Raw genomic sequence first — 16,051 nt, 5'->3', positions numbered from 1 at the left:
CCCGTGAGGCTTGATCCTATAACCAGTGTGTTTTCCTGGTGAGTATCGCACTCAGTGCCGATACAACTCGCAACCCAGCACAATGTAGTACTACGCTTCTTCCGAATTGGTTTTGTTGAGCCCCGCTCAGCAGAACATACAAGTTATGCCTGATGACCATAGCGAGTTGGAACCACCCCTTCCCATCCCGAACAGGACCGTGAAACAACTCCACGCCGATGATAGTGCGGATTCCCGTGTGAAAGTAGGTAATCGTCAGGCTCCCCCTAAAAACCCCTTGCTACAACGCGTAGCAAGGGGTTTTTGCTTTTCTGGGAAATTCCGGCTGGATCGATTTCCATTTCTCGCTTAGCATTCGACCACTGAGTGGGTGGAAGTTCGGAGAGCGAAACGCGTGGTGAATCAAGATCGAAGCGGGCGCCATGCAAGATGGCGTGTGGCGGCATGGGTTGGTGCCGCAGTCGTTGCCTGGGGAATGGGGGGATGCTCCTCGCCGGGAGCTTCGTCAAAAGACGTTGCGGCCTCGGTGTCGCCGGTACGGAGCGATGGAATTGCGCTCCTTTCTACCGCGGTGAATCCGGATGGCTTGCCCCCGCACTGGGAAACCTATCTCGTCACACGCAACAAACGGCTCACCCATTACGAACAGACGACTGATAGCCATGACATCGCGGTCATTCGTGCAGCGGTCGACGGATCTGCGTCCGGAATCGCACAGACGCTCGACATCCCGATATACCCGGGGGCCAGGCTAACGTGGCGCTGGCGCGCCGATGCCATACCCGCGCAAGCAAACATCCGCACGAAACGATTCGACGATGCGCCCGTTCGCATTGCCCTCGCGTTCGATGGCGATCCTGCGAAACTCACCGTTCAGGATCAACTACACCGAGAATTGGCGCGCATGGTGAGCGGTCGCGAGTTACCGTTTGCGACCTTGATGTACACATGGGGCGACGATCAATTCGATGCGGACGAAATCGTTGCCAATCCCTATACCGGCCGCATTCGCTCACTCGTTGTCGAGCGCGGTGGCGAGCACCTCGGGAAATGGCAGACGTATTCTCGTGACATCGTCAAGGATTACGAAAGGGCGTTTGGCGAACCTCCGGGCCGTCTGATCGGCATCGCCATTATGAGCGACGGCGACAATACACGATCGAAATTCACGGCGTGGTACGGTGACATTCGTCTTGAAACGGATGGCATACCTACGACAACCGCTGCGAACTAGTGCGATCGCATTCGTAACGAAAAAGCGAAAAAGCCGACAAGTCATACTTGTCGGCTTTTCTCTTTGTCGTCCGGGCCAACGGATCAGGACGGTAACGCCCGGCGGCGGGTCGTGGCTGCGTAATTTCGACTTCTGCGAGCCCCGGGAAATGGGGCGTTTTCGAGGGACTACCCAGACCGCTTACCGATGGCGTTCAAAATAGGTTTCGACAAGCTTGACCCAGTAGGTGCCGCCCAGTGGCAGCAGATCGTCGTTGAAGTCATAGCTGGCGTTATGCAGGTTGCACGGACCGAGGCCGTGGCCCGTGTCCCGGTGGTTGCCTTCGCCATTTCCGATGAAGACGTACGCCCCCGGCTTCGCCAGGAGCATGAACGAGAAGTCCTCCGCGCCCATCGTGGGTTCGACCTTGTCGTTGACGTTCTCGTTGCCCACCACCTCGCGCATCACGTCGGCACAAAGCGCTGCCATACCCGGGTCATTGATGGTCGGCGGGTAGTTGCGAAGGAATTCAATTTCGGCCGAGCAGCCCAATCCCTTGGCCACGAATTCGGCGATCTCGCGCAAACGCGTCTCGATAAGATCCAGGACTTCGATCGAGAACGTCCGGACCGTGCCGCCCAACCATGCCAGATCGGGAACCACGTTCGTGGCGTCACCCGCATGGATCTGTGTGATGGAGAGCACGGCGGCGTCGATTGGACGCTTATTGCGCGTGATGATGCTTTGCAACGCCTGGGCCACCTGAACTGCGGCAATCACCGGATCGATGCCGGCATTCGGAATGCCCGCATGGGTCCCCTTGCCGCGAAGTGTGATCTTGAATTCGTTGCTCGAGGCCATCATGGGGCCGGGCGTCACAGCGAACGTACCGGTCGGCACGCCCGGCCAGTTGTGCATGCCGAACACTGCCTGCATGGGAAAGCGTTCGAACAGGCCATCCTTGATCATTTCCCGCGCGCCACCGCCGCCTTCCTCGGCTGGCTGGAAAATCAAGTAGACGGTGCCGTCGAAATGGCGATGCTTCTGGAGATACTGTGCGGCGGCAAGCAACATGGCCGTATGGCCGTCGTGACCGCAGGCGTGCATCTTGCCTTCGTGCTTTGACGCGTGCTCGAACGTGTTGGCTTCGCGAATCGGCAGCGCATCCATGTCGGCGCGCAAACCGATCGCTCGGTCGCTACTGCCTTGCTTGATGATGCCGACGACGCCTGTTTTACCGAGTCCGCGATGAATGGGGATACCCCATTGGGTCAGCGTGTCCGCAACCACATCGGAAGTGCGCTTCTCTTCGAAGCACAGTTCGGGGTGCGCGTGAATGTCACGTCGGATGGTCTGGATTTCGCCGCGTGCGGCGTCGATTTCTGGAATTAGCTTCATGACGGGGTTTCCTGCAAGGCGCAATGGCTCATCTTACCCCTAATGCCCTGGACTGGCACCTTGCTAGGAAGCGCCCGAGCGCAGCGCCGGACGCGTCTGGAAAATGTCGCAAGCGGCCGTGCTGCGGGGTGGAGCCAAGGGGAACGTACTACAATATTGCCAGCGTCGCACCGTTGGCGAACGCAGCAATTTTGTAAAGAGAGGAGTCGTTTCATGACGACCAACACCCGCGTCGTTCGGGCCGCATGCCCGCATGACTGTCCCGACACGTGCGCGATGCACGTCACGGTGGAAAATGGCGTCGCGATCAAGGTCCAGGGCGATCCAGACCATCCGACGACCAAGGGCGTCTTGTGTACGAAAGTCTCACGATACACCGAGCGGACCTACCATCCGGACCGCCTGTTGCATCCGCTCAAGCGCGTCGGACCGAAAGGTAGCGGACAGTTCGCGCCGGTTAGTTGGGATGAGGCGCTTGACGAGATCGCCGCCCGGCTGGGAGCGATCGCGGCGCGCGACCCCGAAGCGATTTTGCCCTACAGCTATGCAGGCACGATGGGATTCGTCCAGGGCGAATCGATGGCTGCAAGGTTCTTCAACAAGCTCGGCGCGTCTGACCTCGATCGCACGATCTGTGCGAGTGCGGGCGCTGCGGGGCTTCGATACACGTATGGCGCTGGCGTCGGTATGCACGTCGAGCACTTTGTCGACAGCAAGCTGATTCTTATCTGGGGCAGCAATCCGATTACATCGAGCGTGCATTTCTGGGCTATCGCGCAGGAAGCCAAGCGCCGCGGAGCGAAGCTGATCGCCATCGATCCCTATCGGTCGCTCACGGCAGAGAAATGCCATCAGCATATTGCCTTGCTGCCGGGTACGGATGCCGCGTTGGCATTGGGCATGATGCACGTCCTGATCGCGGAGGACCGGGTCGATCACGAATATGTTGCGCGACACACCGTGGGCTACGCGCAGCTCAAGGATCGCGTGCGGCATTACACACCGGCTCGCGTCGCGGAAATTTGCGGTATCGATGCCGACACGATCACGACTTTGGCGCGCGAGTATGCGAGCGCGAAGCCTGCCGCGATCCGGCTGAACTACGGCATGCAGCGCGCCAAAGGCGGCGGGCAGGCGACGCGCGCGGTCGCGTGCTTGCCGGCATTGATCGGTGCTTGGCGCGATCCGGCGGGCGGGCTGCTGATGTCGACATCCGGTTACGCACCCGTCGATTCAGTGGCACAGGCACGGCCCGATCTGCGGCCGCACCGGGAAAAGCCGGCTCGTGTGGTGAACATGAGTGCGATCGGCGACGCCCTCTGCCATCCGGGCGACGAGGTGTTCGGGCCGAGGATCGAGGCGCTGGTGGTCTACAACAGCAACCCGGTTGCGGTGGCGCCGGAGTCGGGCAAGGTCGCCGCCGGTTTTGGCCGCGAAGACCTTTTCACGGTGGTCCTGGAGCATTTCCAGACGGACACCGCCGATTATGCTGATTTCGTGCTGCCGGCAACGACGCAGCTCGAGCATCTGGATATCCACAAGGCTTACGGTCACACCTATCTGCTGGCGAACAATCCGGCGATTGCTCCGCTCGGAGACGCCAAGCCCAACTCGGAGATCTTTCGTCTGCTGGCCCGGCGCATGGGATGGCAGGAGGCCTGCTTCTCCGACACCGACGATCAACTGGCAGCGCAATCGATTCGTTGGAATGATGCCCGCATGGCAGGCAGCAACTGGGAAACCCTCAAGCGCGATGGGTGGATCCGCTACGACCTTCCGGATGCGCCGTTTGCGAACGGGCAGTTCCCGACGCCGTCCGGCAAGTGCGAGTTTTATTCCGAGCGCATGTTGCAGGAAGGTTCCGACCCATTGCCCGACTGGGTGCCGCCGTATGAATCGGTTGCGAGCAATCCGGATCTGGCGGCCCGCTATCCGCTGGCAATGATCTCGCCGCCCGCCCGTCACTTCCTGAATTCGAGCTTCGTGAATGTCGATAGCCTGCGCACCTCGGTGGGCGAGCCGACGCTGGATATTCATCCCTCCGATGCCGCAACGCGAGGCATTGTGGATGGGGGCGATGTGCGCATCTTCAACGATCGAGGTACCTTGAATGCCAGGGCTCGAGTGACGGAGAAGGCGCGTGAAGGCGTCGTGGTCGGTCTGTCGATCTGGTGGAAAAAGCTTGCAGCGGACGGCAAGAATGCCAACGAAGTCACGAGCCAGCAGCTGACTGATCTTGGGCGGGCACCGACGTTTTACGATTGCCTGGTCGAAGTCGCGCCGGCGCTGTCATAACGCCCGTCGATGTCGAGTTGAGACCGAGGAGCCCGCGATGCCTATCCCGTCTGCGAGGTTTCCGGTGTTCTCAGCGTGCCGGCGATCGATCTTTCGTACCGTTGCGGCTGCGATGGCGGGATGGGGCATGTTGTTCGGTCTTGCAGGATGTGGCCAGGTCGGGTACTACGCACAGTCGATTAACGGGCACTTCACCGTGTTGCATGAGGCGCAGCCGGTCTCCGATCTGCTTGCCGATTCATCGATTGCACCGCAGTTGCGCACACGGCTAATCGAGGCCGAGCAAATTCGCAGCTATGCCGTGTCCGCGCTCAGTGAGCCGGATAACGGGAGCTACCGCAGCTACGCGGACCTCAAGCGGCCGTTCGTCGTCTACAACGTCTTTGCCGCACCGACGCTGTCATTGAAGCTTCGAGAGTCCTGTCTATTAGTCGTCGGATGCGTCGAGTATCGGGGCTATTACTCTCGCGAATCTGCCGAGGCCTATGCGGACGAGTTGCATCGAGAGGGCTGGGAGACGTTCGTCGCGGGAATTCCGGCCTATTCGACGCTGGGCTATTTTGACGATCCGCTGCTCAACACATTCATCTATCTTCCGCGGGCGGAAGTTGCGCGGATGATCTTCCACGAACTCGCCCATCAGATTTTGTTTGTTCGAGGCGATACGGCATTCAACGAGTCTTTCGCCGTGACAGTGGAAACCGTGGGGGTACGGCGCTGGTTGACGGCGCACCCCGACGCTGCAATGGAGTACGAGCGATACGACGCGCACCGACGCCGGTTTCGCCAACTGGTGGATGGCTATCGCAAGCGTTTGGAAACGCTGTACGACAGCTCGCAAACGGACGCGCAGAAGATGGTGAGCAAGGACGCTCTGTTCGCCAGCATGCGCGCCGACTATGAGCGGTTGAAGACGTCGTGGGGCGGGTACAAAGGGTTCGACCTTTGGTTCGCCTCCCACTTGAATAACGCGAAGATCGGATCGTTTGCGACCTATAACCAGTGGGTGCCGGCGTTCATGGCGTTACTGGCAGAGGAGCACGACGACTTGCCGGCATTCTATGCCGCCGTCAAAACGTTATCGAAGCGGCCAGAGGCTGAGCGCATTGCCACGCTCACAGCGTTGGATGGCACCCCGGAGGCGGTCGCCGCTCGCGACTTGCTCGATGCGCCGATGCAGGCGCGACGCTAGAACCGGTGAGGCTCACCGTTGGACCTGGATCCGAAGATCGAAGGTGGAAGGTCGAACAGTGAGCGGTGAGCGGGGAAGGGTCGAAAATCGAAGCGCCGACGGTTCTAGGATTGCAGGGGCGGAGGTCCAGCGAGCGTCGGGGGTTGAACATCGATGATCCCGGATCGAACGTTAGCGAGAGCGCCCCGTTTCAAAGCGAAAGTGGCGCTTCTCGTCTGTCAGCCAATCACCGATTTCAAGTCGCCCAGCAGGGCATAAAGCTGCTGCTGCCTGTCCTCCGACAGTTTCCCAACGCGCTGCTCGATCCACTGCTCGTGGGCATGAGCCATATCGGAGAATGCCTTTTTGCCGCGTGGCGTGAGCCTGATCAGAAAGGCGCGCCGGTCATTGGCGACCGTCTGGCGCGTTACCCACCCTTCCTTCTCCAACTGATCGGTAATGCCCGTGACGTTTCCGCCGGTGACCATCATCCGCTTGCTAAGCTCCCCCATCTTCAGCCCCTCGGGGTGCCGGTCGAGTTGCGCAAGCAGATCGAAGCGCGGCAGCGTGCAATCGAAATCCTGGCGCAAGCGGGAGCGGATATCCGTCTCGATCATGTTGGCGCAGGTGAGCAGGCGCAGCCATAGCCGCAGGGCGTCGTGCTCGCGATCGTGGGCTCGCGTTTCGAGATCGAGAGAGTCAGCGTCGGCGAGGCTCATGGTGGGCAACGTAAAATCTACAGTATGGAAATTTTAGGTTTGAAATAAACCATCGGTCAAGTTGGGGGCGTTACGAAGTGCTGGCGCTCGCTATGTTGGCAGGAGCGCATGGGGCGGATGGCCGGCAGCATTCGGTTCCGGGAGCGCAACAAAAAAAGGGCACCCGAAGGTGCCCTTTCGTCAAAGCCTAAGTGACAGAAACTGTCAGCTTAGAACTTGTGACGGATACCAGCCGTAACGGCGAACTGGTTCGTGCTGTTCGCGAAGCCTTGGCCGTTCATCGATGCGCCGCCAGGAGCATCGTTGTTGGCGTGTTGCCACAGACCAACCAGGTACGTGTCCGTGCGCTTCGACAGGAAGTAGTCGACGCCCAGGTTGACTTGGTGGTACTTCGGCGACAGGTCGGTCGTGCCCGATGCCAGCTTCGTCCAGGTGTACGTGTAAGCCAGGCCCAGTTGCAGAGCCGGGGTCAGCATGTACTTGCCGTTCAGTTCGACGTTGTCGAACTTCCAGCTGCCGCCGCCGATGTAGTCATACTTGCTGTGGCTGTAGACCAGGCCAACCGTGGCCGGACCGAAGGCGTACGAACCGCCTGCCGAAGCAATGTATGCCTTGTCGCTGGAGGCCAGGCCACCTGCGGTCATCGCCGTGTTCTGGTCGCCGCTCAGCAGCACGCCCGAGCTGTTGCTGCCCGGTGCGCCGAGGTACAGGTAACCAGCGCCCAAGGTCAACGGACCGTTGGCGTAGCCCATGCCAACCGACCATGCGCGGTTGTTCGCGAAGCCCGTGCCGGTACCACCCGTGCTGGCCGAGTTCGAGAAACCGTACAGAGCGCCAGCGTGGAAGCCGTTGTAGTTGGCGGTCGTGTACTTGATCGAGTTGTTGACGCGGAACGAGTTGTTCAGGTTGTCGTTATCGAACGGGTGAGCGCCCGAATACGTTGCCCATTGGCTACCCGAAGCGAACGGGCCAACGAAGTCAACCACGGAGTCATACTGACGACCGATCGACACCGTGCCGGCCGTTGCGCTGCTCAGGCCAACGTAAGCTTGACGACCGAACAGGCGACCGCCCTGGGCCGAGACGCCGTTGTTGATGTTGAAGCCGCTTTCCAGCACGAAGATCGCCTTCAGGCCGCCGCCCAGATCTTCAGCGCCCTTCAGGCCCCAACGCGAACCTTGCAGGTTGCCGCTGTTCAGCGAGATGTTCTTGGCAGCGTTGCCGGTGCCGGAAACGTTGCCGCCCGTCTTGTTGACGTAGGTGAAGCCACCGTCGATGATACCGTACAGGGTCACGCTGCTTTGAGCGTGAGCAGCGCCAGCGAATGCGCCGAGCACACCCAGAGCGAGAAGCGACTTTTTCATTGAGTGATCTCCAAAGGATTGTGAGATTTGTTTAACAAGGTCACTAGTGATAACGTCCTTGCTAATCAACTTCGCGAGAAGTTGGACGTAATGTAACAAATTCACTGTGGCCGGCAAAGGAAAAGGCCGGTTTTGCGCGGGTTTGCGGCGTCCTTTGTTTCGTTTACGCAACAGCCCGGAAACCGGCGTCCAGTGGGGCTTTCATGCCTTTGCACCCGCGCAAGGCGCGCCGGACAAAGGCGCGTATCATCCGTTGCGGGGGCGACGGAATCGTCTTATGTCCCACATGATGAAAAATCGAAGTGAGTTGAAAGTACGATGTTTTCCGACAACCTGATCTCCGAACTTGACCGTGGCCTGCGAGCGATCGCTGGCGTCACGCAAGCCACTCGCCCGACACCTACGGTCGATGCTCCGATTCCCTCCGTATATAGTGACGCGCCGATTGGCGACGACGCATTGACCTCGCAAGAGCGGCGGCACGTGGCAGGCCTCATGCGCGTGAATCACGTGGGCGAGGTTTGCGCGCAGGCGCTATATCAGGCGCAAAAGTTGGCGACGGTACGTCCGGAACTGCGGTTCGCCTTCGAGCAGGCGGGCAAGGAGGAGGAAGATCACCTCGCCTGGACGGCGCACCGTCTCTCGGAACTCGGCTCGCGCCCGAGCCTGCTCAATCCGCTTTGGTATGCCGGCGCGTTCGCCATCGGCTTCGTCGCAGGCAAGTGCGGCGACAAGGTCAGCCTGGGGTTCGTCTCGGAGACGGAGCGGCAGGTCGAGCACCATCTGGAGACCCATCTCAACGACTTGCCGCCGAACGACCTGCGCTCGCGTGCCATCGTCGACCAGATGCGACGCGACGAGATTGCGCACGGCCAGGCGGCGCGCGACGCCGGCGGGATCGAACTGCCGGCCCCCGTGCAGCGCGTGATGCGCGCCGCCGCCAAAGTCATGACGACGACCGCGTACTATATATAGAGCACTTGAAGCGTTTCCGCGATTGCCCCCCCCGCCTTCCGTGTCGATCTCCCCTTGTGTGACGCGTGCCAGCCGGCAGTTGCCGCGCCTTGGCACGGCGTGAGCGCGCACTACGCGGTATCGATAGCGCTGACGGGCCTCCCGCAGGGGATGCCTAAAGTTTGAGGTTCCACTTTCACTATCGCAGTTATGTCTTTAATTTTCCTGACAAAATTCCGTTTTGCAGCTTTAGGAAAGTGAGCTAAGTCATTGTTCTGTCTGACAAATTCCCTCCGAAAAACGGGTGAAACGCTTGACCGCCCAAACACTCTCCTCTAAAGTGGGAAATAGTGTGAGAAAGTGTATTTTTGTGTGGTGTAAGGCACGAAATCTTTCTCTTTCGGCATGACGGGCAGGCGGACGAAACCTCACGGGAGCGCACGTGTTTCAGGGAGCCTCGGCACTTTCACTCGATGCAAAGGGACGGATGTCGATTCCGGCCCGGCATCGTGACGTGCTGCAGGGCGACGCGCAAGGCAAGGTGACGATCACCAAGCACCCGGACGGATGTCTGCTGCTGTTCCCGCGTCCTGAATGGGAAATCTTCCGCGGCAAGATCGCCGCACTGCCGATGGACGCGCACTGGTGGCGGCGCATCTTCCTGGGCAACGCCGCCGACGTCGAGATGGATTCGGCGGGCCGTGTCCTGGTGGCGCCCGAGTTGCGTGCCGCTGCGGGCATGGACAAGGAAGTCATGCTGCTGGGCATGGGCAGTCACTTTGAACTCTGGGATGCCGTGACGTATGCCGCCAAGGAACAGGCAGCGATGGCGCAAGGCATGCCGGATGCACTGAAAAACTTCACTTTTTGACAGATCAGGTGGTCCGACGAGCATGACGCACGCGGTGGAAACGGTTATGCAGCACCGCACGGTCCTGCTTGAGGAGGCCGTGGATGCCTTGCTGTGGCGCGACGACGGCGTCTACGTCGACGGCACTTTCGGCCGCGGCGGGCACAGTCGCAGGCTTCTCGAGCGGCTGGGCGCCAAGGGGAGGCTGATCGCGTTCGACAAGGATCCCCAAGCGATCGCGGAGGCGGCAAAAATTGCCGATCCGCGATTTTCGATTGAGCACGACAGCTTCGCGACGTTGCGCGATGCGCTGGCCCGGCGCGGTATCGACAAGGTGTCGGGGGTGTTGCTGGACCTGGGGGTGTCGTCGCCGCAGGTCGACGACCCCGCGCGCGGATTCAGTTTTCGTTTCGACGGCCCGCTCGACATGCGCATGGATCCCACGCGCGGTGAGTCGGCCGCCGATTGGCTGGCCCGGGCAACGCTGGAAGACATCACGGAGGTCATCAAGGACTATGGGGAAGAACGGTTTGCTTTTCAGATTGCAAAGGCGCTTGTTGCTCGCCGGGCAAACGCCGATCGCCTCGGTCCACTCGTCAGCACACGCGAGCTTGCCGAGATCGTGGCGGGCGCCGTCAAGACCCGTGAGAAGGGCAAGGACCCGGCAACACGCACCTTTCAGGCTCTACGGATTCACGTCAATCAAGAGCTTGCGGACCTGCAGATAGCCCTCGATGTGGCCGCCGATGTCCTCGAAACGGGAGGCAGACTCGTGGTGATCAGCTTTCATTCGCTGGAAGACCGCATCGTGAAGCGCTTCATGCAGGCGCGCTCGAGCGCGCCGGTGGTGGATCGCCGCGTGCCTTTGCGCGCCCACGAAATCCCCGAGCCGCCCTTCAAGTCCAGCCGCAAGATCAAGCCGTCCGCCGCCGAGGTGGAGGCGAACCCGCGTGCGCGTTCCGCAATCATGCGGGTCATGGAACGGGTGTCGACATGAGCCGGCTCAATGCGCTTCTGCTCGTCATGCTCATCGCCTGCGCGCTGTCGCTGATCAATGCCCAGTATCGGGCGCGTGGTACGTTCGTCGAACTCAACCGCGAGCAGGCGCTCGAGCATCAACTGTTGCAGGACTGGGATCGCCTCCAGTACGAGCAGAGCGCGCAAAGCAAGAGCGCCCGCATCGAAAGCGTCGCGCGCAACGACCTGAAGATGCAGGCCGTCTCGCCGGGTCGCACACAGTATCTGTCCGCACCCGCCGGTAGCACCGGCGCGATGGTGGATGTGCCGGTGCCAAGCGCAAGCCCCGTGTCCGCCCCCGCGAGCGGAGGCAAGCGATGATTCGCCGCAAGGACGCCAAGGCCAAGACCAAGGATGTGCAGTTCACTGCCAGCCCGGTCCTGTCCGTGCGTCTGCCGATGTGGCGCTCGAAGATGCTCGTGTTCGTGATCTTCGGCGCGTTCGGATCACTGGTCGCGCGCGCCTTCTGGATTCAGGGCCCGGGCAATGCCTTCTATCAACGTCAGGGCGAGAGCCGTTACGAACGTACACTGGAGATGTCCGCCACGCGCGGCAAAGTGTTCGACCGTAACGGGCAGGTGCTGGCCACCAGTCTGCCCGTCAAGGCCATCTGGGCCATTCCCGAAGACGTGCCCGACGACATCTCGACGCAGCAGGTGCGTCAGCTCGCGCGTCTGCTCGAGATGGGCGAGCCGGATCTGCGCCGCAAGCTGAATCAGGAGAAGAGCTTCGTCTACGTGAAGCGTCAGGTGCTGCCGGACGTGGCCAAGCAGGTCGCGGATCTGGACATCCCCGGCGTGTACCAGCGCAAGGAGTACAAGCGCTTCTATCCGGAAGGCGAGATCGCGGCGCACGTTGTCGGCTTTACGAACGTGGAAGATGTCGGGCAGGAAGGCGTCGAGCTGTCGATGCAGAAAGATCTGGCCGCCACGCCCGGAAGCCGTCGCGTCATCAAGGACCGTCTCGGTCGTGTGGTCGAGGGTGTCGACATCCTGGCGCAGCCGCGCGACGGCCACGACATCACGCTATCGATCGACAGCAAGATCCAGTTCCTCGCATACAGCGAACTGAAAGACGCCATCGAGCGCACTGGCGCGAAGGCCGGCAGTGCCGTGGTGCTCGACGTGCGCACGGGCGAGGTGCTGGCGCTCGCGAATCTCCCGACGTACAACCCCAACAACCGCAGGAACCTGACCGGCGCGCAGTTGCGCAACCGGGTGATTACCGACACGTTCGAGCCCGGCTCGATCATGAAGCCGATCACCATTGCCGCCGCCCTCGAAAATGGCCATGTAACGCCGGCGTCGACCGTAATGACGACTGGCCGCGCCAACTTCTTTGGCGCGAACATCACGGACACGCACGACTACGGCCTGCTCACCGTGGCGGGCGTCATCCAGAAGTCCAGCAACATCGGCACGGCCAAGATCGCGCTGCAGATGAAGCCGCAGGAAATGTGGGACATGTTCACGAGCGTCGGCCTCGGCCAGGCGCCGAAGATCGGTTTCCCCGGCGCGGTGGCGGGGCGCTTGCGTCCGGCCAAGAGCTGGCGTCCGATCGAGCAGGCGACGATGGGCTACGGCTATGGCCTGTCGGCCTCGTTGATTCAGCTGGCCCGTGCCTATACCGTGTTCGCGCACGACGGCGAGCTGCTGCCGATCTCCATCTACAAGACGGATGGCAGCGTCGTGAAGGGCGCGCCGGTGATATCGCCCACGACGGCGCGTGAAGTGCGCAAGATGCTGGAAATGGTGACATCGCCCGGTGGTACCGCCACGCGAGCGCAGGTCGTCGGCTATCGCGTCGGTGGCAAGACCGGCACGGCGTACAAGCAGTCGGGCAAGGGATACGACAAGAGCAAATATCGTGCGTCGTTCGTCGGCATGGCGCCGATGTCCGAGCCGCGCATCATCGTGGCCGTCACGCTCGACGAACCGGGGCGTGGCTCGCACTATGGCGGTGTGGCGGCGGGCCCGGCGTTCGCCGCGATCGTAGGCGGCACGCTGCGCGCGTTGAATGTGGTGCCGGATTCGCCGGTAACGAAGCTCGTCGTGAGCGACAAGGTGGAGGAGAGCGAGCCATGGGCACCGTGACCCCGACGCCGCAAACCCCCGCCACGCTCGCCATGATCGCGGACGCCGCCGAGCGCGCCACGCTGGCGCAGGCGTGGGACTGGCTGCGCCGCACGGCGCCGGCCGGTGCGACACTGCAAGCCGACAGCCGCCGCGTGATGCCAGGCGACGTCTTCGTCGCGTATGCCGTCAAAGGTGCCGACAGTCGCGGTTTCATCGCCGATGCCGTGGAGCGCGGCGCCGCTGCCGTGCTTTGGCAGAGTGACGGCTTTACCTGGCCAGCGTCGCTGGCCAGCGTTGCGAACGTGCCCGAATTCGGTGTGCCGCAACTCGACGGGTTGGCGGGTCCGCTGGCGGCGCTCTGGTGCGGCGAGCCGAGCGTCGGCATGACGATGCTGGGCGTGACCGGCACGAACGGCAAGACATCGTGCAGTCAGTGGCTTGCGCAACTGTTGTCGAAGGCCGGCACGCGCAGCGCGGTGATCGGCACGCTGGGCAGCGGCTTCCCCGGACATCTGACGGTCACAGGATTCACCACGCCCGATGCGGTCCAGTTGCAACGCAGCCTTGGCGACCTGCGGGCGCAGGGCGCGGTGGCGGTGGCGATGGAAGTGTCGTCGCACGGCCTCTATCAGGGGCGCGTAAACGGCGTGGCTTTCGACATCGCCGTCTTTACCAATCTGACGCAGGACCATCTCGATTATCACGGCACGATGGCCGAGTACGAGGCGGCGAAGTCACGTCTGTTCGACTGGCCGGGCCTGAAGGCTGCGGTCATCAATCGCGACGACGCGATGGGACAACGCCTGCTCGCGCGCCTAGCCGGGAAGACGCCGGTCTATGAATACGGCCTTCACGGCGACGCGGTGTCGGCGCACGGCAACGTCGTGCTGCGCGCCGAGGATATCCGCGCAACGACGGTGGGCACGCGCTTCACACTGCATCTGAACGATCACAGCCAGCAGATCACGGTGCCGCTCATTGGCGAATTCAACGTGAGCAATGCGCTTGCCGTGCTCGGCGCGGCGCTGGCCGCCGGGGTGCCGCAAGACGTCGCCATTGCCGGGCTCGCCGCGCTCACCCCGGTGTCGGGACGCATGGAGCAGATCGGACAGCCGGGGCAGCCGCTGGTGGTCATCGACTATGCACACACGCCCGACGCACTCGAAAAGACGCTGGACGCGTTGCGGCCGGTGGCCTCGGCGCGTGGCGGCAAGCTCGTCTGCGTGTTCGGCTGCGGTGGCGACCGCGATAAGGGCAAGCGTCCGCAAATGGGGGCGGTGGCCGAGCGCCTGGCCGACGCCGTCGTGCTGACGAGCGACAACCCGCGCACCGAAGTGCCGGCCGACATCATGGCGCAGATCGCCGCCGGTCTGGCACAACCGGGCGCAGCACGCTGCATCGAAGACCGGGCGAGTGCGATTCTGCAGGCCGTGCGCGGCGCGCAGGCAGCCGATGTCGTGCTCGTCGCGGGCAAGGGACACGAAAGTACGCAGGAAATTATGGGTAAGAAACGACCGTTCTCCGATCAGGAGCATGCGCGTCTGGCACTCGCCGCGCGTGCGACCACCGTGCGTGGAGGGGGCGAATGACGATGATGTGGCAACTGGCCGATACCCAAGCCGCCGTCAGTGATTCGCACGTGACGGGCGCACCCTCGACCGCCTTTGCGCGCATCGTGACCGACAGCCGCTCGGTGCAGCCGGGCGATCTCTTCGTGGCGATCCGGGGCGAGCGCTTCGACGCGCACGACTTCCTGGCCGACGTGGCGCGTGCAGGCGCGGCCGCCGTGGTCGCGTCGCGTGTGCCGGAAGGGTTCGAGACGCCGGCGCTGATCGTGCCCGACACGCGCATTGCGCTGGGCGAGCTGGCAGCCGCGTGGCGCCGACGCTTTGCGATTCCCGTGGTCGCCGTCACCGGCAGTAACGGCAAGACGACCGTCAAGGAAATGATCTCGGCGATCTTTGCCGAGGCGGTGGGGGCCGAGAAGCGTCTGGCGACGACGGGCAATCTGAACAACGACATCGGCCTGCCGCTCACGCTGTTCCGTCTGAAAGACAGCGACAAGCTGGCGGTGCTCGAGCTGGGCATGAATCACCCCGGCGAAACGGCGTATCTCGCCGCGATTGCACAACCGACGGTCGCCGTTATCAACAATGCGCAGCGCGAACATCAAGAGTTCATGGTGAGCGTGGCCGCGGTCGCCGAAGAGCACTCGGCCGTGCTGGCGGCGTTGTCTGTCGACGGCGTGGCCGTGTTCCCGGCGGAGAGCGAATTCGCGCCGATGTGGCGCGAGGTCGCCGGCAAGCGCCGGGTGCTCGACTTCGCGCTCGATGGTCGCGCCGCCGTCTCGGGACGCTACGACGGCGCGACGCGCGTCATGCGTGTGGCGTCGCCGGCCGGCGAGTTTTCGCTCAGGTTGCCGCTGCTCGGCGAGCACAACGCCCGTAATGCGTTGGCGGCGATTGCCTGTGCGCTGGGCGCGCATGTCGATATTGGCTCGATCGTGAGGGCACTCGAAGCGTTTTCCGCCGTCAAAGGCCGTCTCCAGGTGTCAACGATCTCCAGGGGGCCGCTCGCAGGCGTCACGTTGATCGACGATACCTATAACGCGAACCCCGATTCGGTTCGCGCCGCGATCGACGTGCTGGCGCAGACGCCGGCTCCGCGGGTGCTGGTGCTTGGCGACATGGGCGAAGTCGGCGACAACGGGCCGGCGTTCCACCGCGAGGTGGGCGAGTACGCCGCGCAGCGCGGTGTCGATCGTTTGCTCGCGATGGGAGATCAGACGCAAGCCAGCGTCGCGGCCTTCGGCAGCGGCGGCGAGCATTTTTCGGACATGACGGACGTTGCGCCGCTCGTGGCCGAGCTCAACGCCACGCTGAGCGCACCGGCCACGATATTGGTCAAGGGAAGCCGCTTCATGCGGATGGAGCGCGTGCTCGAGCAGTTGCGCGCGACGAGTGAAAGCGGGGGCGGCGACGCCCCTGTCAAGTGA

The 16,051-nt window shown here is 62.4% G+C and carries 13 protein-coding genes and 1 rRNA gene; 11 read left to right on the top strand and 3 right to left on the bottom strand.

Annotation, left to right across the window (positions count from 1 at the left end; all coding sequences use genetic code 11):
- Positions 1-148: 148 nt before the first annotated feature.
- Positions 149-261, top strand: a 5S ribosomal RNA gene (gene rrf, locus PTE31013_RS07595).
- 175 nt (positions 262-436) lie between these two features.
- Positions 437-1,234 (top strand): DUF3047 domain-containing protein, encoded by a 798-nt coding sequence (locus PTE31013_RS07590; protein WP_150612167.1) that lies wholly within the window; start codon positions 437-439, stop codon positions 1,232-1,234.
- Positions 1,235-1,414: 180 nt separating this feature from the next.
- On the opposite strand, the gene PTE31013_RS07585 is transcribed toward PTE31013_RS07590, so the two are convergent.
- The gene (locus tag PTE31013_RS07585; RefSeq protein WP_150612166.1) at positions 1,415-2,611 is read right to left on the bottom strand and encodes a M20 aminoacylase family protein; all 1,197 of its coding nucleotides are present in this window, start codon (positions 2,609-2,611) and stop codon (positions 1,415-1,417) included.
- A gap of 213 nt (positions 2,612-2,824) precedes the next feature.
- On the opposite strand from PTE31013_RS07585, the gene PTE31013_RS07580 reads away from it, so the two are divergent.
- Both PTE31013_RS07580 and PTE31013_RS07575 read left to right on the top strand, forming a co-directional pair.
- Positions 2,825-4,906: a molybdopterin-containing oxidoreductase family protein gene (locus PTE31013_RS07580; RefSeq protein WP_150612165.1), complete on the top strand. Its 2,082-nt coding sequence runs from the start codon at positions 2,825-2,827 to the stop codon at positions 4,904-4,906.
- A 127-nt stretch (positions 4,907-5,033) separates the two neighbouring features.
- Positions 5,034-6,098 (top strand): aminopeptidase, encoded by a 1,065-nt coding sequence (locus PTE31013_RS07575; RefSeq protein ID WP_246173934.1) that lies wholly within the window; start codon positions 5,034-5,036, stop codon positions 6,096-6,098.
- Between the two features lie 218 nt (positions 6,099-6,316).
- Here PTE31013_RS07575 and PTE31013_RS07570 read toward each other — a convergent pair whose 3' ends face one another.
- Both PTE31013_RS07570 and PTE31013_RS07565 read right to left on the bottom strand, forming a co-directional pair.
- Positions 6,317-6,796: a MarR family winged helix-turn-helix transcriptional regulator gene (locus PTE31013_RS07570; RefSeq protein WP_150612164.1), complete on the bottom strand. Its 480-nt coding sequence runs from the start codon at positions 6,794-6,796 to the stop codon at positions 6,317-6,319.
- Positions 6,797-7,005: 209 nt separating this feature from the next.
- On the bottom strand, positions 7,006-8,160 hold the full coding sequence (locus PTE31013_RS07565; RefSeq protein WP_150612163.1) for a porin: 1,155 nt from the start codon (positions 8,158-8,160) through the stop codon (positions 7,006-7,008).
- 318 nt (positions 8,161-8,478) lie between these two features.
- On the opposite strand from PTE31013_RS07565, the gene coq7 reads away from it, so the two are divergent.
- From coq7 to PTE31013_RS07530, 7 genes are all read left to right on the top strand, one after another.
- The gene (gene coq7 / locus PTE31013_RS07560) at positions 8,479-9,135 is read left to right on the top strand and encodes a 2-polyprenyl-3-methyl-6-methoxy-1,4-benzoquinone monooxygenase (RefSeq protein ID WP_150612162.1); all 657 of its coding nucleotides are present in this window, start codon (positions 8,479-8,481) and stop codon (positions 9,133-9,135) included.
- A gap of 421 nt (positions 9,136-9,556) precedes the next feature.
- The gene (mraZ, locus tag PTE31013_RS07555; RefSeq protein ID WP_150612161.1) at positions 9,557-9,985 is read left to right on the top strand and encodes a division/cell wall cluster transcriptional repressor MraZ; all 429 of its coding nucleotides are present in this window, start codon (positions 9,557-9,559) and stop codon (positions 9,983-9,985) included.
- A gap of 46 nt (positions 9,986-10,031) precedes the next feature.
- Entirely contained in the window at positions 10,032-10,961 is a 930-nt protein-coding gene (gene rsmH, locus PTE31013_RS07550; protein WP_425495543.1) for a 16S rRNA (cytosine(1402)-N(4))-methyltransferase RsmH, read from the top strand.
- Positions 10,958-11,302 (top strand): cell division protein FtsL, encoded by a 345-nt coding sequence (ftsL, locus tag PTE31013_RS07545; protein WP_150612160.1) that lies wholly within the window; start codon positions 10,958-10,960, stop codon positions 11,300-11,302. The genes rsmH and ftsL overlap by 4 nt, the downstream gene beginning before the upstream one ends.
- On the top strand, positions 11,299-13,074 hold the full coding sequence (locus PTE31013_RS07540) for a peptidoglycan D,D-transpeptidase FtsI family protein (protein WP_150612159.1): 1,776 nt from the start codon (positions 11,299-11,301) through the stop codon (positions 13,072-13,074). Before ftsL ends, PTE31013_RS07540 begins: the two co-directional genes overlap by 4 nt.
- A 32-nt stretch (positions 13,075-13,106) precedes the next feature.
- A complete protein-coding gene (locus PTE31013_RS07535; protein ID WP_150612230.1) occupies positions 13,107-14,645 on the top strand; it encodes a UDP-N-acetylmuramoyl-L-alanyl-D-glutamate--2,6-diaminopimelate ligase in 1,539 nt (512 codons plus the stop codon).
- On the top strand, positions 14,642-16,051 hold the full coding sequence (locus PTE31013_RS07530; RefSeq protein WP_150612158.1) for a UDP-N-acetylmuramoyl-tripeptide--D-alanyl-D-alanine ligase: 1,410 nt from the start codon (positions 14,642-14,644) through the stop codon (positions 16,049-16,051). Before PTE31013_RS07535 ends, PTE31013_RS07530 begins: the two co-directional genes overlap by 4 nt.

The organism is Pandoraea terrigena (assembly GCF_902459705.1).
In the GTDB taxonomy this organism is placed as follows: domain Bacteria; phylum Pseudomonadota; class Gammaproteobacteria; order Burkholderiales; family Burkholderiaceae; genus Pandoraea; species Pandoraea terrigena.
Note: the sequence above shows the minus strand (reverse complement) of the source record. Positions and strands in the feature narration are given on the sequence as shown.